Annotated in this window: 14 protein-coding genes and 1 pseudogene; 8 read left to right on the top strand and 7 right to left on the bottom strand. The window is 64.7% G+C overall.

Going from position 1 to position 21,697, the window contains the following annotated elements; all coding sequences use genetic code 11:
* Positions 1 to 210: 210 nt before the first annotated feature.
* Positions 211 to 870, bottom strand: a complete 660-nt coding sequence (gene maiA / locus J2R76_RS23950) for a maleylacetoacetate isomerase (RefSeq protein ID WP_057016100.1) — start codon at positions 868 to 870, stop codon at positions 211 to 213.
* 333 nt (positions 871 to 1,203) lie between these two features.
* Here maiA and J2R76_RS23945 point away from each other — a divergent pair.
* Positions 1,204 to 2,228: pseudogene (locus J2R76_RS23945) on the top strand (IS110 family transposase).
* 454 nt (positions 2,229 to 2,682) lie between these two features.
* On the opposite strand, the gene metH reads toward J2R76_RS23945, so the two are convergent.
* Together metH and metF are read right to left on the bottom strand one after the other, a co-directional pair.
* Positions 2,683 to 6,537 carry a methionine synthase gene (metH, locus tag J2R76_RS23940; protein ID WP_253625061.1) on the bottom strand — a complete coding sequence of 1,285 codons (3,855 nt, stop codon included), beginning with the start codon at positions 6,535 to 6,537 and terminating at the stop codon, positions 2,683 to 2,685.
* A 3-nt stretch (positions 6,538 to 6,540) separates the two neighbouring features.
* Positions 6,541 to 7,455, bottom strand: a complete 915-nt coding sequence (metF, locus tag J2R76_RS23935) for a methylenetetrahydrofolate reductase [NAD(P)H] (RefSeq protein WP_057016102.1) — start codon at positions 7,453 to 7,455, stop codon at positions 6,541 to 6,543.
* Positions 7,456 to 7,845: 390 nt separating this feature from the next.
* On the opposite strand from metF, the gene J2R76_RS23930 reads away from it, so the two are divergent.
* Positions 7,846 to 8,865, top strand: coding sequence for an LLM class flavin-dependent oxidoreductase (locus tag J2R76_RS23930; RefSeq protein WP_253625060.1), 1,020 nt, complete (start codon positions 7,846 to 7,848; stop codon positions 8,863 to 8,865).
* Positions 8,866 to 8,951: 86 nt separating this feature from the next.
* Here the strand turns inward: J2R76_RS23930 and J2R76_RS23925 are convergent, their stop codons facing one another.
* Both J2R76_RS23925 and J2R76_RS23920 read right to left on the bottom strand, forming a co-directional pair.
* Positions 8,952 to 9,812, bottom strand: coding sequence for a prephenate dehydratase (locus tag J2R76_RS23925; RefSeq protein WP_076824865.1), 861 nt, complete (start codon positions 9,810 to 9,812; stop codon positions 8,952 to 8,954).
* Between the two features lie 21 nt (positions 9,813 to 9,833).
* Complete coding sequence (locus J2R76_RS23920) at positions 9,834 to 10,574, bottom strand: 3-deoxy-manno-octulosonate cytidylyltransferase (protein ID WP_229190896.1); 741 nt, start codon at positions 10,572 to 10,574, stop codon at positions 9,834 to 9,836.
* 200 nt (positions 10,575 to 10,774) lie between these two features.
* Between J2R76_RS23920 and J2R76_RS23915 the strand changes: the two genes are divergently transcribed.
* The 6 genes from J2R76_RS23915 to J2R76_RS23890 all read left to right on the top strand — a co-directional run bounded on the left by J2R76_RS23915 (position 10,775) and on the right by J2R76_RS23890 (position 19,255).
* Positions 10,775 to 11,323 carry a cytochrome c family protein gene (locus tag J2R76_RS23915; protein ID WP_028342300.1) on the top strand — a complete coding sequence of 183 codons (549 nt, stop codon included), beginning with the start codon at positions 10,775 to 10,777 and terminating at the stop codon, positions 11,321 to 11,323.
* Between the two features lie 263 nt (positions 11,324 to 11,586).
* Positions 11,587 to 13,443 (top strand): extracellular solute-binding protein, encoded by a 1,857-nt coding sequence (locus J2R76_RS23910; RefSeq protein WP_253625059.1) that lies wholly within the window; start codon positions 11,587 to 11,589, stop codon positions 13,441 to 13,443.
* A 17-nt stretch (positions 13,444 to 13,460) separates the two neighbouring features.
* Positions 13,461 to 15,329 (top strand): extracellular solute-binding protein, encoded by a 1,869-nt coding sequence (locus tag J2R76_RS23905; protein ID WP_253626082.1) that lies wholly within the window; start codon positions 13,461 to 13,463, stop codon positions 15,327 to 15,329.
* Between the two features lie 3 nt (positions 15,330 to 15,332).
* On the top strand, positions 15,333 to 16,442 hold the full coding sequence (locus J2R76_RS23900) for a microcin C ABC transporter permease YejB (RefSeq protein WP_253625058.1): 1,110 nt from the start codon (positions 15,333 to 15,335) through the stop codon (positions 16,440 to 16,442).
* The gene (locus tag J2R76_RS23895; protein WP_253625057.1) at positions 16,442 to 17,626 is read left to right on the top strand and encodes an ABC transporter permease; all 1,185 of its coding nucleotides are present in this window, start codon (positions 16,442 to 16,444) and stop codon (positions 17,624 to 17,626) included. Before J2R76_RS23900 ends, J2R76_RS23895 begins: the two co-directional genes overlap by 1 nt.
* A 3-nt stretch (positions 17,627 to 17,629) precedes the next feature.
* Positions 17,630 to 19,255 (top strand): ABC transporter ATP-binding protein, encoded by a 1,626-nt coding sequence (locus tag J2R76_RS23890; RefSeq protein WP_253625056.1) that lies wholly within the window; start codon positions 17,630 to 17,632, stop codon positions 19,253 to 19,255.
* A 179-nt stretch (positions 19,256 to 19,434) separates the two neighbouring features.
* Here J2R76_RS23890 and J2R76_RS23885 read toward each other — a convergent pair whose 3' ends face one another.
* Complete coding sequence (locus J2R76_RS23885; RefSeq protein WP_253625055.1) at positions 19,435 to 20,277, bottom strand: C40 family peptidase; 843 nt, start codon at positions 20,275 to 20,277, stop codon at positions 19,435 to 19,437.
* Complete coding sequence (locus J2R76_RS23880; protein WP_076824877.1) at positions 20,270 to 21,646, bottom strand: M17 family metallopeptidase; 1,377 nt, start codon at positions 21,644 to 21,646, stop codon at positions 20,270 to 20,272. The genes J2R76_RS23885 and J2R76_RS23880 overlap by 8 nt, the downstream gene beginning before the upstream one ends.
* Positions 21,647 to 21,697: the final 51 nt, after the last annotated feature.

Below are 21,697 nucleotides of genomic sequence, written 5' to 3'. Positions count from 1 at the left end.
GTGTCACAGACGACGCCACACATTCGGTGTCGTCACTGCGAAAGCAGGGACCCAGAACCACCGATGGTCATTGTTGAGCAGTGCTGCAACGACGAGTCCCATCCACAACATCCGCCGCGGAGTATGGGTCCCGGCCTTCGCCGGGACGACGATCGAGAGAACCGCGCACACGTTTGCGCCTCTGCCTGTCCTTTGCAGCGCGTCCGCAAACTACTTCGCCCGCATCGCTTCCGGTGTATCCGGTTGCGCGGACGGATGCGCCTTGGCGAACGCCGGCAGCGCCATGGCGGTCTCGTGGATGCGCTTCACGGTCGGCCAGGGCGACAGGCTGATCTGCTGGTTGATCGCCGCCGTGACATGGCCGACCAGGCAGATGTCGGCAAGGGTGGGCGCATCGCCGTGACAGAACCGGCCGGTCGCCTTGTGGCCGGCGAGGTGGCCCTCGAGCGCCGCCAGCGTCTCGACCGTCCAGTGCCGCCGCCACGCGTTCTGCTGGCTGTCGCGCAGATCGAGCTCGCGGTCGAGATAGCGCCGCACCCGCGGCGTCAGCAGCGGATGGCCCTCGCAGGCGACGATCAGCGCCAGCCCGCGCACCCGGGCGCGGCCGAGCGCATCCGCCGGCAGCAGCGGCGGCGTCGGAAAAGTCTCGTCGAGCCAGTCGATGATCGCGAGCGACTGGAACAGCACCGTGCCGTCGTCGGTCACCAGCGCCGGCAGCGCCATCTGCGGATTGATCTTGCGGTAGGCATCAGTGCGATGCGCGTCCGCATCGAGATCGACGAAGACGACGTCGGCGGCGACGCCCTTGAGGTTGAGCGCGACCCGCACCCGAAAGCTCGCCAGCGAGCGCCAGAACGAGAAGAACTGCATGGAGTGCACCCCGCATTTCTTCTCCCTCTCCCCTTGTGGGAGAGGGTGGACGCGATGCAAGGCATCGCGGACGGGTGAGGGGTCTGTCTCCGGGGATAGAGACCCCTCATCCGTCGCGGACTTTGTCCGCGACACCTTCTCCCACAAGGGGAGAAGGGAAGAAAGGTCTATCCAGACCCGTAGATGGGGTAACGGGCCGGCCGCCCGCTCGCTACGGCGCAATTTGGAAGCGCGCTCGCGAGCGGCCTGTTGGTTGGAAGGCGGTCGTCCCTCAAACTGATGGTGTTCAACGGAGTCGGGCAAGCCCGCTCCAAGCATCATTAAGGGACGACCATGTACCACTATGCAGGAATTGACGTGTCTTTGGAATGCTCGAGCGTTTGCCTTGTCGATGGGACAGGCAAGATTTTGCGCGAGACGAAGGTTGCGAGCGAGCCGGCGGCGCTGATCGCCTGGTTCCGGTCGCTGGGTCTGGTACTGGAACGGATCGGGCTGGAGGCAGGCCCCTTGTCGCAATGGCTGTATGCGGGTCTGCGAGACGCAGGGCTTGCGGTCGAGCTGCTGGAAACGCGGCACGTTCGCGAAGCCTTCAAGTCGATGCCGGTGAAGACGGACCGCAACGATGCCCGCCGGATCGCGCAGTTGATGCGGCTCGGCTGGTTCCGGCCGGTGCACTGCAAGTCGGTCGCGGCGGAGACCCGCGCCATCCTGACGGCGCGCAAGCTGCTGCAATCCAAGCTTCGCGATGTCGAGAACAGCCTGCGCGGCATACTTCGCGGTTTTGGCCTGAAGGTCGGTGCGACCACCGAGCGCACGTTCGCCGGACGCATCCGCGAGCTCGTGACCGGCCATCCCGGACTGGAGTTGGTCGCGGCGGCGCTGCTCCAAGCCCATGCGGTGCTGCTGCGGGAGTTCAAGAGCCTGGACAAGCACACCCAGAAGCTCGCCAGGACGCATCCATCCGCCAAGCTCCTGATGACAACGCCGTCCGTTGGTCCGATCGTGGCGCTCACCTATGCTGCGGCGATCGACGACCCGAAGCGCTTCCGCTCCTCGAAGGCCACGGGAGCCACTTTGGGCTCACCCCGAAGAAGTACCAGTCCGGTGAGACCGACTACACCGGCCGCATCAGCAAGATCGGGGATGCCTCCGTGCGCGAGGCACTCTACCAGGCAGCTCACGTCATGCTGACCAAGCCGGTCAAGAATTGCTCGGCATTGAAGAGCTGGGCGATGCGGATCGCCCGGCGCGCAGGCATGCGCAAGGCCAAGGTAGCGCTGGCTCGCAAGCTCGCCGTGATCCTGCATCGCATGCTCGCCGACACCAAACCGTTCAACCCGATGACCAAGGCCATCTAGCCAGGAGCAGCAATCGGTTCCGGGCGGGCCACGACACCAGGCTCTCCCCGAGCGAAGTCCCTCCGCTGGGACGATGGATCCGGTCAGGCCGCCATCCGGGAAGTGGCTCACGACCACGCAATCCGTAGATTGGCCGGCCGGCTCCTCAATGCACCCCATCAGGCGACGGCCTTCGCGCCGATCCCGTACAGAAGCAAGTGCCCGGCGAGTGGATGACGCGAAAAGGGATTGACTAACCAAGGCCCGTTACAGAAGCCCGGATGAAGCGCAAGCGAAATCCGGGGCCGGTCCGTCGTTCCGTCGCAGTCTATCCCGGATTACGCTTCGCTGCATCCGGGCTACGGCACTCCAATACGTCATGCCCGGGCTTGACCCGGGCATCCATCAATCTTCAGAAGTGTTTTTGAAGATGGATCGCCGGGTCAACTCCGGCGATGACACGTGTCGAGGAGGCCTACCCAGCCCCCACCTTCTTCTTGCGCCAGGCGAGATGCACGGCGCAGGTGCAGCCCTGCGGATGCGAGGCCAGCTCCGCGTCGTTGGCGGGCGTTGCGGCGGGCGCGATTGCCGATCCCTTGGCGCCGTCCTGCGAGGGGATGTAGTTCAAGACCGGCGCCAGCCAGCGCTCGATCTCGGCGACCGTCATGGCCTTGCGCGTGGCGTAGTCCTCGACCTGGTCGCGCTCGATCTTGCCGACGCCGAAGTAGAAGCTTTCGGGATGCGAGAAGTACAGGCCCGAGACCGACGAGCCCGGCCACATCGCAAAGCTCTCGGTCAGCTTCACGCCGGCGGTGTTCTCGGCATCGAGCAGCGCGAACAGCGTCAGCTTCTCGGTGTGGTCGGGCTGCGCCGGATAGCCCGGCGCCGGGCGGATGCCGTCATATTTCTCGAGGATCAGTTCGTCCGCCGACCAGGTCTCATCGGGCGCATAGGCCCAGAACTCCTTGCGCACGCGCTGGTGCATGCGTTCGGCGAAGGCTTCGGCCAGGCGATCGGCCAGCGCCTTGCACAGGATCGAGGAGTAGTCGTCATTGGCGTTCTTGAAGCGGTCGGCGACCGCATCCTCGCCGATCCCCGCGGTGACGACGAAGCCGCCGATATAGTCGGCGATGCCGGTTTCTTTCGGCGCGATGAAGTCGGACAGCGCGGCGTTGAAGCGGCCCTCGCGCTTCTCGAGCTGCTGGCGCAGCGTATGGAAGGTCGCGATCTTCTGCTTCCGCGTCTCGTCGGCATAGGCCTCGATGTCGTCGCCGACGGCGTTCGCCGGCCAGAAGCCGACGGTGGCGCGGGCGGTGAACCACTTCTCCTTGATGATGGTGTTCAGCATCTTGCGCGCGTCGGCATAGAGCGAGCGCGCGACCTCGCCGACCTTGGGGTCGTCGAGGATCGCCGGGAAGCGGCCGGTCAGCTCCCAGGTCTGGAAGAACGGCGTCCAGTCGATGTAGTCGGCGAGCTCGGCAAGATCGTAGGCGTCGAAGCTCTTCAGCCCGAAGAAGGCCGGCTTTTTCGGCGGCGCCGCCGCAAAATCGATCGCGACCTTGTTGGCGCGGGCCTCGCCAAGCTTCAGCCGCTTCTTGTCGGCCTGGGCGCGGAAATGCGCCGTCGAGATTTTTGCGTATTCGGCGCGTACCTCGGCGGCGTAGGCCTGCCTCTTCTCGGCCGACAGCAGCGAGGAGGCAACGCCGACGGCACGGCTCGCGTCATTGACGTGCACGACCGGGCCGCCCGGATAGTTCGGGTCGATCTTCACGGCGGTGTGCACGCGGCTCGTGGTGGCGCCGCCGATCAAAAGCGGCAGGTTCATGCCCTGCCGTTGCAACTCGCCGGCGAGGAAGCTCATCTCGTCGAGCGAGGGCGTGATCAGGCCGGACAGGCCGATGATGTCGGCGCCTTCGGCCTTCGCGGTCTCGATGATCTTGTTGGCAGGCACCATGACGCCGAGGTCGATGACCTCGAAATTGTTGCATTGGAGCACGATGCCGACGATGTTCTTGCCGATGTCGTGGACGTCGCCCTTCACCGTCGCGAGCACGATCTTGCCCGCGGCGTTGCGGCCGCCGGTGATGCCGTTGGCGAGATTGCGGGCCTTCTCCTCCTCCATGAACGGCATCAGATAGGCGACCGCCTGCTTCATCACGCGGGCCGACTTCACGACTTGCGGCAGGAACATCTTGCCGTCGCCGAACAGGTCGCCGACCACGTTCATGCCGGCCATCAGCGGCCCCTCGATGACGTCGAGCGGACGGGACGCGTTCTGGCGGGCGGCCTCGGTATCCTGCTCGATGAACTCGGTGATGCCGTGCACCAACGCGTGGGACAGCCGCTTCTCGACCGGCCATTCGCGCCAGGCGAGATCTTGCTCCTTGGTCTGCTTCTCCTTGCCGCGGAATTTCTCGGCCAGCGCCAGGAGCCGCTCGGAGGCGCCGGGATCGCGGTTGAGGATCACGTCCTCGCAGGTCTGGCGCAGCTCGGGGTCGATGTCGTCATAGACGATCATCTGCCCGGCATTGACGATGCCCATGTCCATGCCGGCATGGATCGCGTGATACAGGAACACCGAGTGCATCGCCTCTCGCACCGGCTCGTTGCCGCGGAACGAGAACGACAGGTTGGAGACGCCGCCGGAGATGTGGGCGCCCGGCAGGTTCGCCCGGATCCAGCGCGTCGCTTCGATGAAGTCGACGCCGTAATTGTTGTGCTCCTCGAGGCCGGTCGCGATCGCAAAAATATTCGGATCGAAGATGATGTCCTCGGGCGGGAAGTCGAGCCGGCCGACCAGGATGTCGTAGGCGCGCTTGCTGATCTCGGTCTTGCGCTTGAACGTGTCGGCCTGGCCGGTCTCGTCGAACGCCATCACCACCACGGCGGCGCCGTGGCGCTTGGCGACGGTCGCCTCATGGATGAACTTCTCCTCGCCTTCCTTAAGCGAGACCGAGTTCACGATCGGCTTGCCCTGGATGCATTTCAGGCCGGCCTCGATGACGTGGAATTTCGAGGAATCGACCATCACGGGCACGCGCGCGATGTCGGGCTCGGCGGCGACGAGGTTGAGGAACGTCACCATCGCCGCTTCGGAATCGAGCAGGCCCTCGTCCATGTTGACGTCGATGACCTGGGCGCCGTTCTCGACCTGGTCGCGCGCGACCTGCAGCGCGGCGGTGTAGTCGCCGGCGGTGATCAGCTTGCGGAAGCGCGCCGAGCCGGTGACGTTAGTGCGCTCGCCGACATTCACGAACGGGATCGCGTCGGTCAGCGTGAACGGCTCGAGGCCGGAGAGCCTGAGCCGCGGCGCGATCTCGGGCACCACGCGCGGCTTGTGCGGGGCGACCGCCTTGGCGATCGCCGCGATATGGTCGGGCGTGGTGCCGCAGCAGCCGCCGACGATGTTGACGAGGCCGGCGGCCGCGAATTCGCCGATCAGCCGCGCCATGTAGTCCGGCGTCTCGTCATACTGGCCGAATTCGTTGGGCAGGCCGGCGTTCGGGTATGCACACACGAGCGTGTCGGCGACGCGGCCGATATCGGCGATATGCGCGCGCAGATCCTCGGCGCCGAGCGCGCAGTTGAAGCCGATCGTGATCGGCCTTGCGTGCCGCACCGAATGCCAGAACGCCTCCGGCAACTGGCCGGAGAGCAGGCGGCCGGACTTGTCAGTGATGGTGCCGGAAATCATCACGGGCACGTCGATGCCGCGCTCCTCGATGATCTCGGAAATCGCGTACAGCGCCGCCTTGGCGTTCAGCGTGTCGAAGATGGTCTCGACCAGCAGCAGATCGGCGCCGCCGTCGAGCAGGCCCTTGGCCTGTTCGCCATAGGCCTTGCGCAGATCGTCGAAGGTCACCGCGCGATAGCCGGGATTGGAAACGTCGGGCGAGATCGAGGCGGTGCGGTTGGTCGGGCCGAGTGCGCCGGCGACAAAGCGCGGCTTGCCGTCCTCGGCGCTCACCCGCTCGGCGGCGGTGCGCGCCAGCCGGGCGCCCTGCAGGTTCAGCTCATAGGCGAGGTCCGACATGTCGTAGTCGGCCTGCGCGATCGAGGTCGAGGAGAAGGTGTTGGTCGCGACGATGTCGGCACCGGCGCGCAGATATGCGGCGTGGATGTCCGTGATCGCATCGGGCTGGGTCAGGATCAGTAGATCGTTGTTGCCCTTGATGTCGCGGTGGAAGTCCGCAAACCGCGCGCCGCGGAAGGCGGCTTCGTCGAACTGCAGGCCCTGGATCATCGTGCCCATGGCGCCGTCGAGCACCAGGATGCGCTCGCGGGCAGCCGCGAGCAAAGCGTTACGCTTGGGGGAAACGGGAACGGACATGTGTCAGGCAGCTTTCTGGGCACCGTTCGGCCGGATGCCGAGCAGGTGGCTGATCGCGAACACGAGGTCCGCGCGGTTCATGGTGTAGAAGTGGAAGGTGTCGACGCCGTGCTTGAACAGCTTCTGCACTTGGCCGGCGGCGACGGTGGCGGCAACCAGCTTGCGAGTCTCGGCGTCGTTGTCGAGGCCCTCGAACTTCTCGGCGAGCCAGTCCGGCACGCTGGTGCCGGCGCGCGTCACGAAATTGCGCGCCTGCTTGAAATTGTGCATCGGCATGATGCCCGGCACGATCGGAATCTCGATGCCGCGCGCGCGCACCCGGTCGACATAGCGGTGGTAGAGGTCGTTGTCGAAGAACACCTGGGTGATCGCGCGCGTCGCGCCGGCGTCGACCTTGGCCTTCAGCGTGTCGATGTCGGCGTCGAAATCCTTCGCTTCCGGATGCTTCTCGGGATAGGCGGACACCGAGATCTCGATGTCGGCGTGGCGCCTCTTGATCCCGGTGACGAGTTCGGCCGAACTCTGGTAGCCGTCCGGATGGGTGAAGTAGGGCGTGCCGATGCCGCCGGGCGGATCGCCGCGCAGCGCGACGATGTGACGGACGCCGACCTCATGATAGCGGTCGACGATGTCGTCGATCTCGCCGCGCGAGGCGCTGACGCAGGTCAGATGCGCGGCCGGCAGCAGATCGGTCTCGCGCAGGATGCGGGTGATGGTCGAATGGGTGCGCTCGCGGGTCGAGCCGCCGGCGCCGTAGGTGACCGAGACGAAGTTCGGCGTCAGCGGCGCCAGGCGATTGATGGTCTCCCAGAGATTGCGCTCCATCTCCTCGGTCTTCGGCGGGAAGAACTCGAAGGAGATTTTCGGCGCTTTGGGCGCACGTGGTGCGTTCGGCACGGAGGAAATGGTCTCGGTCATGATACGCAAAGGCTCCGCAACTGGAGGGCAGACATCCGGCCTGGATATGAAGGCCCCAAGATAAGCCAAACGCGTCGGATCAAACAGCCCATCGGATATGGGAAATTGCCCATTCAAGGCGCGGATTCGGCAAAAATTGACTATCTGGAACGTTCGGTGGGCAGTCGTCGACTTCGCCGAAAATGACATTAAAATATTGAAAAATATAAATAAAGAAAATGGCTTGCAATTGATTGGAGAGCGAAATCGATTGTGGGTAGCGTGGTACAATGATGAATCATTGCGTATCGTCCCAAAGCCGACGGCTGCCGGCGCCGGCGTTCCGCCGCGGGACTGGTCTGCGCGGCCGGGGCCTTTGTCGCCTCGTGGCGCCACACTAGGTTGACGGCCATGATTCCGCTCTCCGTCCTCGACCTGTCCGTCGTCACCACCGGCACCAGGCCGGCCGCTGCGCTCCGCAACAGCATCGATCTGGCGCGCCATGTCGATGGCCTTGGCTACGTCCGCTACTGGCTCGCCGAGCACCACAACCTCGCTTCAGTCGCGAGCCCGGCGCCTGATCTGATGATCGGGCAGATCGCGGCGGTGACGGAGCATATCCGTGTCGGTTCCGGCGGCGTGATGCTGCCCAACCACGCGCCGCTGGTCGTCGCCGAGCGCTTCAAGATGCTGGAGGCGCTGTTTCCCGGCCGCATCGATCTCGGCCTCGGCCGCGCGCCCGGCACCGACGGCGCCACCGCCTACGCACTGCGCAGCCGGCTCGATCGCCGCGAAGGCGATGATTTCCTCGAGCGGCTGCACGAGCTGACCTTGTGGGAGACGCGCGATTTCCCGCCCGGCCATCCCTACAACAATGTGGTGGCGATGCCGGATGATTCGCCGCTGCCGCCGATCTGGTTGCTCGGCTCGAGCGACTATTCCGCCGAACTCGCGGCCCAGGTCGGGATGGGCTTTGCATTCGCGCATCATTTTGCCACTCACGATGCAATTGCGGCGATGACGAACTACCGCGCGCATTTCAAGCCGTCGGGCTGGCGTGCGACGCCGCAGGCGATTCTGGCGGTTGCGGTTGTTGCGGCGGAGACCGACGCTGGAGCCGAGCGGCTTGCGCTGTCGATGGATCTCAACCGGCTGCGCCGCGACCGCGGCCAGTATCTGCCGCTGCCGAGCGTCGAGGAGGCAGAGGCCTATCCCTATACCGACGCCGAGCGCGCCTCGATCGCGCGCAACCGCGCCCGCCTCTTCGTCGGCAGCCCCGCAACCGTGATGACGAAGCTGGAGCCGCTGATCGCGGCGACCCTGGCCGACGAGCTGATGGTGATATCAGCGGTCTACGACCATGCCGCGCGGAAGAAGTCGTACAGCCTGCTCGCCGAGGCGTTCGGGCTTGCCAAGACGGCGGCGGCTTGACCCCGTCATTCCGGGGCGATGCGCAGCATCGAACCCGGAATCTCGAGATTCCGGGTTCACGCTTCGCGTGCCCCGGAATGACTGCGTCAATCCTGCGTCTCGCTGAAAGTCGCGCGGAACGGATGGCCGGGATAGACGCCGACGATGCGGAATTCGCGCGAGAAGAATTTCAATTCCTCGATCGCGAACGCGAGGCCGCGCTCATCGGGGTGACCGTCGACATCGGCATAGAATTGCGTGGCGAAGAAATTGCCGTCGACCATGTAGCTTTCGAGCTTGGTCATGTTGACGCCGTTGGTGGCAAAGCCGCCCAGCGCCTTGTACAGCGCGGCGGGCAAATTGCGCACCCGGAACACGAAAGTCGTGACCAGCGGCCCCGAACCCTGCGTGGCCCACTTGGCCTCGCGCGCCAGCACCACGAAGCGGGTGGTGTTGTGGGCCTCGTCCTCGATGTCCTCGGCGAGAATGTCGAGACCGTAGATGTCGGCGGCGAGGCGGGAGGCGATCGCCGCCACGCTCTTGTCGCCGCGCTCGGAGATGTCGCGGGCGCTGCCGGCGGTGTCGGCGGCGACGATCGGCTTGATGCCGAGCTTGCGGATGACGCGGCGGCACTGGCCGAGCGCGTGGACATGGCTCTCCACACTCTTGATGTCGGCGAGCTTGGTGCCCTTGATCGCCATCAGCTGGTGGCGGATCGGCAAGAACCATTCGCCGACGATGAACAGGCCCGAGGCGGGCAACAGATGATGGATGTCGGCGACGCGGCCGGCGACCGAATTCTCGATCGGGATCATGCCGAGATCGGCCTCGCCCGAGGAAATCGCGGCCAGCGCGTCCTCGAAGGTCGGGCAGGGCATCGGCTCGGCATCGGGATAGGCCTCGACGATCGCGATATGGGAATTGGCGCCAGGCTCGCCCTGGAACGCGATTTTCAGCTTCTTGGTCATGGGTGGCCTTTTACCAGCCGGTCAGGCTTTGGAAAGTATTCTGCGGGCGGTTTCGAGATCGGCCGGGGTGTCGACGCCGCGCGGGACGGTATCGACGATGGTGACGTCGATCCGCATCCCGGCCTCCAGCGCGCGGAGTTGCTCGAGCTTTTCCTGCTGCTCCAGCGGCGAGGGCGGCAGCGCCACGAACCGCTCCAGCGCGGCGCGGCGGTAGGCGTAGAGGCCGATATGATGGTAGCGCGGCCCGTCGCCATAAGGCGCGGTGGCGCGGGTGAAATACAGCGCGCGCAACCGGTTCGGCCCGATCGGCGAGCCGACTGCCTTGACGACGCTGGGGGCCTGATCCTCCTCCTCGGTATGGATGCGCGAGGCCAGGGTCGAGATGTCGACTGCGGGATCGTCGAGCGCCGGCATCACGCTGCGGATGGTCTCGGGGCTGATGGTCGGGAAATCGCCCTGCAGATTGACCACGATCTCGGCATGGCCGTCGGGGTCGAGGGTCGTCATCGCTTCATAAATCCGGTCCGAGCCGGACGGATGGTCGGGACGGGTCATTACGACCTCGCCGCCCGCAGCCTTCACCGCTGCAGCGATCTCGGCCGTGTCGGTCGCAACCGCAACCCGGCCGATGCCCGCCGCCTCGGCCCGCCGCAGCACATGGACGATCATCGGCACGCCGGCGATCTCGAGCAGCGGCTTTCCCGGAAGGCGAGTGGCGGCCATGCGGGCCGGAATCAGCACCAGGGTACGGGGTTGGGTCATTCGTGTCGGAGCCCGTCCGGCCTGCGGAAATTGCCGGGGAGGAGGTTGAATTCGGCGCGTTTATACGGGTTGCCAGAGCGCGGGCAAACCGATATCTCAACCCTGCTTGGGGCGGTGCGATAAGGCCGATTCCCAGGTCTTTCCCCGCGGCCGTATTCCCGGCCTGAAGTCGACATTCAAGGCCCGGAGCCTGACCCAAAATGGACTCCTTCGAACTCAACAAAATCCTCGGTGCGGTTCTCGGCACCTGCATCGTCGTCCTGGTGATGAGCTTTGCCGCCAGCGCGAAATTCGCGCCGAAGCTGCCGGAGAAGCCGGGTTTTGAGATCGCTGTGAAGGAAGAGTCCCATGGCGGTGGCGGCGAGGCCGCTGCGGCCGCATCCGAGCCGATCGAGAAGCTGCTGCAGACCGCTTCCGTCGAGAAGGGCGCGGCGGCCGCCAAGAAGTGCCAGGCCTGCCACACCTTCGAGAAGGGCGGTCCCAACCGCGTCGGTCCGAACCTGTTCGGCGTCGTCGGCGAGAAGAAGGGCGAGGGCCGTGGCTTCAATTTCTCGGCCGCGATGAAGGGCAAGGGCGGCGAATGGTCGTTCGACGACCTCAACAAGTTCCTGACCAACCCTAAAGGCTTCATCCCGGGCACCGCGATGGGCTTTGCCGGCGTGCCGAAGGACAGCGAGCGCGCCGACATCATCGCCTATCTGAATTCGAACTCGGAGCACCCGGCTCCGCTCCCGACCGCCTCGAAGTAACGATTTGCTTCGCGCAAGCATGCGGATGAAACGGCCAGGCAATGCCTGGCCGTTTTCGCATGGGGAATCCGCTGTCGCGGGGTTGTTATCGGGACGTTTCGCCGCACCGATATTGTTCCCGGGCCAATATCATGAGGAAAAAGCAACGTAATTTGTCGAACCGTTGCCTTATATTGGGTCCCATGTAAGCGGGGCCGCAAGCAGGAAGACCGAATTTGGCGATCACCCGACGACACCTCCTTCAAGGCAGCGCACTGGCGGCAATGGCTCCGGCGCTCGGACTCACCCCCGGCCTGTCGGCGATCACGCCGGCCTTCGCCGACGAAGCCCCCAACGGGCTGAAATGGCGGCACGGCCTCTCGACCTACGGCGAAATCAAATATCCCGCCGACTTCAAGCGCTACGACTACGTCAAGCCGGACGCGCCGAAGGGCGGCGTGGTGCGGCTGTTCCAGCCCGGCACCTATGACAGCTTCAACCTGGTCGTTGCGGGGTTGAAGGGCACGGTCGCCTCTTCCGTCACCCGCATCTACGATTCGCTGATGGAGGCCTCGCTCGACGAGCCCGATACGTATTACGGCGAACTCGCCGAGGCGGCAGCCTTCCCCGACGATTTCTCCTACGTGATCTACCGCCTGCGGCCCGGCTCACGCTGGCACGACGGCAAGCCGGTCACGCCGGAGGACGTGATCTTCTCGTTCGAGGCGTGGAAGGCGAACAGCCCGATGTTCAGCGCCTACTACCGGCACATCGAAAAGGCCGAGAAGGTCGGCGATCGCGACATCAAGTTCACCTTCGACAGCCCGGGCAACCGCGAGCTGCCGATGATCACCGGTCAGCTCGTCATCCTGCCCAAGCATTGGTGGGAAGGCACCGACGCGCAGGGCAAGAAGCGTGACATCACCGCGAGCACGCTGGAGCCGCCGCTTGGCTCGGGTCCCTACCGGATCAAGGAGTTCGTTGCCGGACGATCGGTGGTGCTCGAGCGCGTCAAGGACTACTGGGGCAAGGATATTCCGATCGCGATCGGACAGAACAATTTCGACGAGCTGCGCTACGAATATTTCCGCGACGACACCGTCGCGCGCGAGGCGCTGAAGGCCGACCAGTTCGATTGGTACGGCGAGCGCAGCGCGAAGGAGTGGGCGTCGGCCTACGACGTTCCGCCGGTGCGTGAGAAACGGCTGCTCAAGGAGCTCTTCACCGTCCGCAATCAAGGCCGGATGCAGGGCTGGGTGTTCAACCTGAGGCGCCCGAAATTCGCCGACCCCAGGCTGCGCCGCGCCTTCAACTATGCGTTCGATTTCGAAGAGATGAACCGCGTGCTTTCGACCGGCGACTATCATCGCGATTCAAGCTATTTCGACGGCATCCCCGATTTGATGGCGACCGGCCTGCCGGAGGGCAAGGAGCTCGAGATCCTGGAGACGCTACGCGACAAGGTGCCGCCGGAAGTCTTCACGGCGCCCTACAAGGATCCGGTCGGAGGCACGCCGGAAAACGTGCGCGCCAATCTGCGCGAGGCGACGCGGCTGTTGAAGGAAGCCGGCTTCGAGATCCGCGACCGCAAACTGGTGGATTCCTCAGGCCAGCCGTTCACAGTCGAGATCCTCGGCAATAGTGGCGATTCCGGCATGGAGCGGATCGCACTGTTCTACAAGCCGAGCCTGGAGCGCCTCGGCATCACCGTCAACCTGCGCGCCGTCGACACCGTGCAGTACCAGAACCGGGTGCGCGATTTCGATTTCGAGATGGTCACCCAGGTGTGGGGACAATCGATCTCTCCCGGCAACGAGCAACGCGACAATTTCGGCTCACAGGCTGCCGATCGTCCGGGCTCGAACAATCTCCCCGGCATCAAGAATCCGGCCGTCGACGCCATCATCGAGCGCATCATCTTCGCCAACAGCCGCGCCGATCAGATCGCCGCCGCCAAGGCGCTGGATCGGGTCTTGCTCTGGAACTTCTATTGCGTTCCACACTTCAATTACGACAAGCAGCGCTATGTCTATTGGGATCGCTTCAGCCATCCCGACCCGCTGCCGAAATACGCTGTTTCGGGATTCCCAAATCTTTGGTGGTACGACGCCGACAAGGCGGCCAAGCTCAAGCGTTCATAAAACTCAAGGATTCGCGCATGGCGCTATTCTCCCGTCGGCACGCACTCGGCCTCGGCATCGGTGCGTTGAGTGCTGCAGGCTTGCGTGCTGCGCCGGCAGTGGCCGACAACGGAACCGAGATGCACGGCATGTCGGTGTTCGGCGACCTGAAATATCCGGCGGATTTCAAGATCTTCGACTACGTCAATCCGAAGGCGCCGAAGGGCGGGGCGTTCTCAATGATCCCTTCGACCCGTGCCTACAACCAGTCCTTCTTTACGTTCAGTTCGTTCAACGCGTTCATCCTCAAGGGTGAAGGCGCGAAGGGCATGGAGATGACCTTCGATTCGTTGATGGCACGCGCGGGTGATGAGCCTGACGCGATGTACGGCCTGGCCGCAAGATCGGTCTCGATTTCTCCCGACAAGCTCACCTACCGCTTCACGATGCGGCCCGAGGCTCGCTTTCACGACGGCTCGAAGCTGACTGCGCAGGATGTCGCGTTCTCGCTCAATACGCTGAAGGAGAAGGGGCATCCGTTGATCGTGGTGCAACTGCGCGATTTCGTGAAGGCCGAGGCGGCCGACGACGGCACCGTGATCGTGACCTTCGCGCCTAATCGCGCGCGCGACGTGCCGCTTTATGTTGCGGGTCTGCCGATCTTCTCGAAGGCCTATTACGCGAAGCGGCAGTTTGATGAGTCCACGCTCGAAGTTCCGCTGGGCTCCGGGCCGTACATGGTCGGCAAGTTCGAGGTCAATCGTTACGTCGAGTATAACCGCCTCAAGGATTGGTGGGCAGCCGACTTGCCGGTCAATCGCGGCAGTTACAATTTCGACACCGTGCGCTACGAGTTCTACCGTGATCGCGATGTCGCGTTCGAAGGCTTCACAGGCAAAAATTATCTGTTTCGCGAGGAATTCACGTCCCGTGTCTGGGCGACGCGGTACGATTTCCCGGCTATCAAGGACGGGCGGGTCAAGCGCGAGACATTGCCGGACGAAACACCGTCCGGTGGGCAGGGTTGGTTCATTAACACCCGTCTCGACAAGTTCAAAGACCCGCGCGTTCGCGAAGCGCTAATCTATGCCTTCGATTTCGAATGGACCAACAAGACCATCATGTACGACGCTTACGCGCGCAGCGTCTCGCCTTTCCAGAATTCGGACATGGTGGCTAGTGGACTACCTTCGCCCGAGGAATTGAAACTGCTCGAACCATTCCGCGGCCAAGTGCCGGATGAGGTGTTCGGCGAGCCCTTTGTGCCGCCGGTGTCGGATGGATCGGGACAGGACCGCGCACTGCTGCGAAAGGCGACGCAGTTGCTCAACGATGCAGGATGCGTCGTCAAGGATGGCAAGCGGCGATTGCCTAACGGCGACCCGCTTACGATCGAGTTCCTGCTAGATGAGCCGACTTTCCAGCCGCATCACGCCAGCTTCATCAAGAATCTCAAGCCGCTTGGCATCGATGCCAACATCAGGCAGATCGACGCAGTGCAGTATCGTGCGCGTGTTGAGGCTTTCGATTTTGAGGTGACGACCCAGCGTATATCCATGTCGGCGACGCCGGGTGACAGCCTGAGGCCTTACTTCTCGTCCCAGGCTGCGACCACCAAGGGCTCCTACAATCTGGCGGGCGTTGCCAACCCGGCGATCGACGCATTGATCGAAAAAGCTATCGCTGCCGAGACGCGGGCGGACTTAACCTTTGCCTGCCGCGCGCTCGATCGCGTCTTCCGTGCCGGCCGCTATTGGGTGCCACAATGGTATTCTAACAAGCACCGTGTCGCCTATTGGGACCAGTTCGGGCATCCGGAGAAGCCGGCGAAATATGCGGGCGTCGGCGCCCCGGAGAACTGGTGGTATGATGCGGCCAAGGCCACGAAGCTCGAGCAGGCGAAGTAGCCGATGAGCGCCTATATCGCCCGACGTATCTTCCTGATGCTGCCGACGCTGCTTGGCATCCTGTTCGTCTCCTTCGTGGTCGTGCAGTTTGCTCCCGGCGGTCCGGTCGAGCGCGTCATCGCGCAGATCAACGGCGCCGACACCGGCGGCACATCGCGCGTGTCGGGAGGCGGCGGCGATTTCGGCGCGCAGCGCGGCCAGGGCGCGGGCGCAAGCGCGGCCATCAATTCGAAATACCGCGGCGCGCAGGGGCTCGACCCGGATTTCATCAAGAAGCTCGAGGTGCAGTTCGGCTTCGACAAGCCGGCGCCCGAGCGGTTCGCGTTGATGGTCTGGAATTTCGCGCGGTTCGATTTCGGCAACAGCTATTTCCGCAGTGTCAGCGTGCTGCAGTTGATCAAGGAGAAGCTGCCGGTCTCGATGTCGCTCGGCATCTGGATGACGCTGCTGACCTATCTTATCTCGATCCCGCTCGGCATCCGCAAGGCGGTACAGGACGGCTCGCGGTTCGATACCTGGACCTCGGCGGTGATCATCATCGGCTTTGCGATCCCGGGCTTCCTGTTCGCGATCCTCCTGATCGTGCTGTTTGCCGGCGGCTCGTTCCTCAACATCTTCCCGCTGCGCGGCCTGACCTCGGACGGCTGGTCGCAATTCCCCTGGTACTGGAAGATTATTGACTATTTCTGGCACCTGACGCTGCCGCTGGTGTCGATGGCGCTCGGCGCCTTCGCCACCATGACCCTGCTGACCAAGAATTCGTTTCTCGACGAGATACGCAAGCAATATGTGATGACCGCGCGCGCCAAGGGTTGCAGCGAGCGCCAGGTGCTGTACGGCCACATCTTCCGCAACGCCATGCTGATCGTGATCGCAGGCTTCCCGGGCGCGTTCATTCACGCGTTCTTCTCCGGCTCGCTCTTGATCGAAACCATCTTCTCGCTCGACGGGCTCGGCCTGCTTGGCTTCGAGAGCGTGTTGAATCGCGACTATCCGGTGGTGTTCGGGACGTTGTTCATCTTCTCGCTGGTCGGACTGGTGGTCAATCTGCTCTCCGATCTCGCCTATATGTGGATCGATCCCAGGATCGACTTCGAAGCGCGGGAGGTCTGATGACGATGCTCGCGCCCCAGCCGGTCGAGACCACGACGCAATCGCCGCTCGGCGAAACGGTGCCCGCCACGCACCACGCCTTTTCGCCGTCGCCGCTGAACAGGCGACGCTGGCAGAACTTCAAGGCCAATCGCCGCGGCTACTGGTCGTTCTGGATCTTCCTCGTGCTGTTCGTGGCGTCGCTGTTTGCCAATTTCATCGCCAACGACAAGCCGCTGGTCGTCAAATATGACGGCCGTCTCTACTGGCCGGTGGTGTTCACCTATGCCGAGACCACATTCGGCGGCGACTTCGAGACCGCGGCCGATTATCGCGATCCCTACCTGCAGAAGCAGATCGCCGCCAAGGGCGGCAGCATGATCTGGCCGCCGATCCGCTACTCCTACGACAGCCGCAACCTAGACCCGCCGACGGCGGTGCCGTCGAAGCCGACCTGGCTCTTGACCGAAGAGCAGTGCAAGGACGTGGTCAAGCGCAAGGGCCTGACCGGCTGCCGCGACCTCGAATACAACTGGCTCGGCACCGACGATCAGGGCCGCGACGTGGTCGCGCGGCTGATCTACGGCTTCCGCATCTCGGTGCTGTTCGGCCTGACGCTGACCATCCTGTCCTCGATCATCGGCATCGCCGCGGGCGGCGTGCAGGGCTATTTCGGCGGCTGGACCGATCTCATCTTCCAGCGGCTGATCGAGATCTGGACCGCGATCCCCTCGCTCTATCTGCTGCTGATCATCTCGGCGGTGCTGCCGCCGGGCTTCTTCATCCTGCTCGGCATCCTCCTGCTATTCTCCTGGGTCTCGCTGGTCGGGCTGGTGCGCGCCGAGTTCCTGCGCGGCCGCAATTTCGAATACATCCAGGCGGCGCGCGCGCTCGGCGTCTCCAACGGCGTGATCATGTTCCGCCATCTGCTGCCGAACGCGATGGTCGCGACCATGACCTTCCTGCCCTTCATCGTCTCGTCCTCGGTGATGACGCTGACGGCGCTGGATTTCCTCGGCTTCGGCCTGCCGCCCGGCTCGCCCTCGCTCGGCGAGTTGCTGTCGCAGGGCAAGGCCAACGTGCAGGCGCCGTGGCTCGGCCTCACCGGCTTCTTCTCGGTCGCGATCATGCTGTCGCTGCTGATCTTCATCGGCGAAGCCGCGCGCGACGCCTTCGATCCACGCAAGACGTTCTCGAAGGGCTGAGGCATGGACGCGATCAACCAGCCTTTGCTCGATGTCCGCGACCTCTCGGTCGCCTTCGGCCGCGCGCTTGCGGTCGACGGCATCTCGTTCTCGATCAAGCGCGGCGAGTGCGTCGCGCTGGTCGGCGAATCCGGCTCGGGAAAATCCGTCAGCGCGCTGTCGGTGCTGAAGCTGCTGCCCTATCCGACGGCCTCGCATCCCTCAGGCGCGATCCGCTTCCGCGGCCGCGACCTCCTGACCGCGTCCGATCAGCAGATGCGCGAGGTTCGCGGCAACGACATCTCGATCATCTTCCAGGAGCCGATGACCTCGCTCAATCCGCTCCAGACCATCGAGACCCAGATCGGCGAGATCCTGTCCCTGCACAGGGGCGTCAGTGGCGCGGCGGCACGGGCGCGGACGCTGGAGCTATTGGGCCAGGTCGGCATCCCCGAGCCGGAGACCCGGCTCAAGAGCTATCCGCACCAATTGTCCGGCGGCCAGCGCCAACGCGTGATGATCGCGATGGCGCTCGCCAACGAGCCCGATCTGTTGATCGCGGACGAGCCGACCACCGCGCTCGACGTCACCGTGCAGGCGCAGATCCTGGCGCTGCTGGCCGAGATCCGCGCGCGGCTCGGCATGAGCCTGTTGTTCATCACCCACGATCTCGGCATCGTCCGCCGCATCGCCGACACGGTCTGCGTGATGAACAACGGCAAGATCGTCGAGCAGGGGCCGGTCGAGCAGGTCTTCACCGCGCCGAAGCACGCCTATACCCAAGCGCTGCTCGCGGCCGAGCCGAAGCCCGATCCGGCGCCGCCGCAGCCGGGCGCAGCGGTCGTGATGTCGGCGGACAATCTCAAGGTCTGGTTTCCGATCAAGCGCGGGCTGTTGCGCTCGACCGTCGGCCACATCAAGGCGGTCGATGGCGTCAGCCTCGCGGTGCGCAAGGGCGAGACGCTCGGCGTGGTCGGCGAATCCGGCTCCGGCAAGACCACACTCGGGCTCGCGCTGCTCCGGCTGATTTCGTCCGATGGTCCGATCGTTTTCCTCGGCAACGACATCCAGGGTCTGCGCTTCAAGCAGATGCGGCCGTTCCGCCGCGACATGCAGATCGTGTTCCAGGACCCGTTCGGCTCGCTCAGCCCGCGCATGTCGGTGGCCGACATCATTGCCGAGGGCCTTGAGGTGCACCAGAAGCAGCTGTCGCGCGAGGAGCGCGAGGCGCGGGTGATCAAGGCAATGAAGGATGTCGGGCTCGATCCGGACTGGCGCTTCCGCTATCCGCACGAATTCTCCGGCGGCCAGCGCCAGCGCATCTCGATCGCGCGCGCGGTCGTGCTGGAGCCGAACTTCATCGTGCTGGACGAGCCGACCAGCGCGCTCGACATGCTGCTGCAGGCTCAGATGGTCGACCTGTTGCGCGACCTGCAGCGCAAGCGCGATCTCACCTACATGTTCATCTCGCACGATCTGCGCGTGGTCGCCTCGCTGGCGAGCCATCTGATCGTGATGAAATCGGGCAAGGTGGAGGAGGAGGGACCGGCCTCTGAGCTGTTCAAGAATCCGAAGAGCGACTACACCCGCGCGCTGTTCGCCGCCGCGTTCCGCATCGAAGCGGCCGGCGACGGGGCGGTAGCGACGTAGCTATCCTCGTCGTTCCACGTCATCCCCGCGCAACGGCTTTGCCGTTGTCGCTGGAGGTGCGAGCCTTGCGGCGCAATTGCGCCGCTGGGCGAGCCTCGAAGGGTGGCGTGGCCGGACTGGGGCCGTCCATCCTTCGAGACGCGCTTCGCGCTCCTCAGGATGACGGGAATGTATATTGCTCAAAGCCGCTTGATCGCCAGGACTTCGCTGCCGGCGGTCTTGATCCGCGCGATCGCAGCCTGCGTGTTCTCCACCACCGTTGCCATGTGATGCGCGTTGGCGTGCACGATCGTTGTCGCGTCGCGCACGATGGCGACATGGCCCTTCCAGAACATCAGGTCGCCGCGCTGCAGCTGCTTGGATTCCGCGACCGTCAATTCGCGGCCGAGGCCTTCCTGCTGCATGTCGCTGTCGCGCGGGCAGCCGGTGCCGGCGGCGGTCAGCGCGATCTGCACCAGGCCAGAGCAATCGATCCCGAGGCTCGATTTGCCGCCCCACAGATAGGGTGAGCCGACGAATTGCTCGGCGATCGCAACGAAATCACCTGCCATCGTGTCGAGCGGCGCGAGATGCCGGCGTGGCAGATGCCAGCCCTCGCGGGTCACCGCGAACGCACCGTCCTCGCGGACGATGGCGAGCTTTGTCCCCATCGCCAGTGCCTCGACCGGCGGCAGCTTGATCGACGGGCCCGGAAACGCGAGCGTGCGCAGCGCCGTCACCTTGTGCGTCGGCGCGGCGCCGGGCTTGGCCAGCGCGGCCTCGGGAATCCAGCCGACATAGCCGTCATCGGCGAGCTGGCCCCAGGCCCAGCCTTCGCCGTTGCGATCGTACACCGTGACGCGCTCGCCCCGGAGCGCCTGCGTCATCTGTTCGGCATCGCTCGCCGGCGCCTGGCGTAGCGGCGCGATGGCGTCGCCGACCTCGAGCACTTCGCCTTCGACGAAGCGCAACGCCTGGACCTTGCCCTCCAGATACTTCGCCGCGAGGTCGTCGCGGGCCGGTGTCAGACGGGGGTCATGCATAGCGCTGGCTCAGCAATTTGTAGATCGCGCGCGCCGCCTGGCACTCGCCGCCTTCGGGACGGCCGGGCTTTGCCGACGGCGTCCAGCCGTAGATGTCGACGTGCAGCCAGCTCCTCGCGTGCTCGACGAAGCGCTGCAGGAACAGCGCGCAGGTGATCGAGCCCGCGAAACCGCCTGACGGTGCGTTGGTGATGTCGGCGGTCTTGGAGTCGAGCCAGGCGTCGTAGGCCGGCCACAGCGGCATCCGCCAGAGCGGGTCGTTCTCGCTCTTCGCACAAGATGCGACGTCGCCGGCGAGCGCCTCGTCATTGGTGTAGAACGGCGGCAGATCCGGGCCCAGCGCCACCCGCGCGGCGCCGGTCAGCGTGCCCAGATCGACCAAAAGATCGGGCGTCTCCTCGTCGGCGAGCGCCAGCGCGTCGGCGAGCACCAGCCGCCCTTCGGCGTCGGTGTTGCCGATCTCGACGGTGATGCCCTTGCGCGACTTGAAGATGTCGAGCGGGCGGAACGAGTTGCCGGCAACTGCGTTCTCGACCGCCGGGATCAGCACGCGCAGCCGCAGCTTGAGCTTCGCGTCCATCACCATCTGGGCCAGCGCCAGCACGTTGGCGGCGCCGCCCATGTCCTTCTTCATGATGAGCATGCCGCTCGAAGGCTTGAGATCGAGCCCGCCGGTGTCGAAGCAGACACCCTTGCCGACCAGCGTCACCTTCGGATGGGCGGGGTCGCCCCAGCTCAGCTCGATCAATCGCGGCGACCGCGTCGACGCCATGCCGACGGCGTGGATCAGCGGGAAGTTCTGGGCGAGCTCGTCGCCGTCGATGCAATTGAAGGCAGCGCCGAACCGCGTCGCGAGGTCGCGCGCCACCTCAGCGAGCTCGGCCGGTCCCATGTCGTTGGACGGCGTGTTGATGAGATCGCGCGCCAGCGCCGCGGCATCCGCCATCCGGGTGATCTCCGCCGTGTCGACGCCGTCGGGCGGCACCAGCCGGACTTCGGGAGCCTTGTTGGTGCGATACCGGCCGAAGCGGTAGCAGCCGAGCGCGAAGGCGAGCGCGGCAAGTCTGGTGTCGTGCGGCGCATTGGCGAAGCGGTAGACGCCGGGCGGCAGCAGGCCGGGCAGGGCGCCGGGCCGGAACGGATCGCGCGCCTTGTGGTCGTCGTCCTCGAGACCGAACAGCACCTGCGCGATGCCGCCGTCTGCCGCCGGCAGGACGAGCAATTTTCCCGCCTTGGCCACGAAGCCATTGGCCGCCGCGAACTGGCGCGCCGGCGCCGGCAGCTCGCCCTGAATCGCATCCCATGTCGCCTTGGTGACGAAGGTGATCGGCGTGGCGGCGGTCGTGGCGGTCTCGAACACGGATGGCATGCGGCTCTCGGTTCTGGCGTCGTTGGTGGGCTACTACACGCCTTTCGCCAC

Origin of the sequence: Bradyrhizobium sp. USDA 4532 (assembly GCF_024171315.1) — a bacterium.
In the GTDB taxonomy this organism is placed as follows: domain Bacteria; phylum Pseudomonadota; class Alphaproteobacteria; order Rhizobiales; family Xanthobacteraceae; genus Bradyrhizobium; species Bradyrhizobium australafricanum.
The sequence above is the reverse complement of the archived record's forward strand: the minus strand, read 5'-3'. Positions and strand labels throughout refer to the sequence as shown.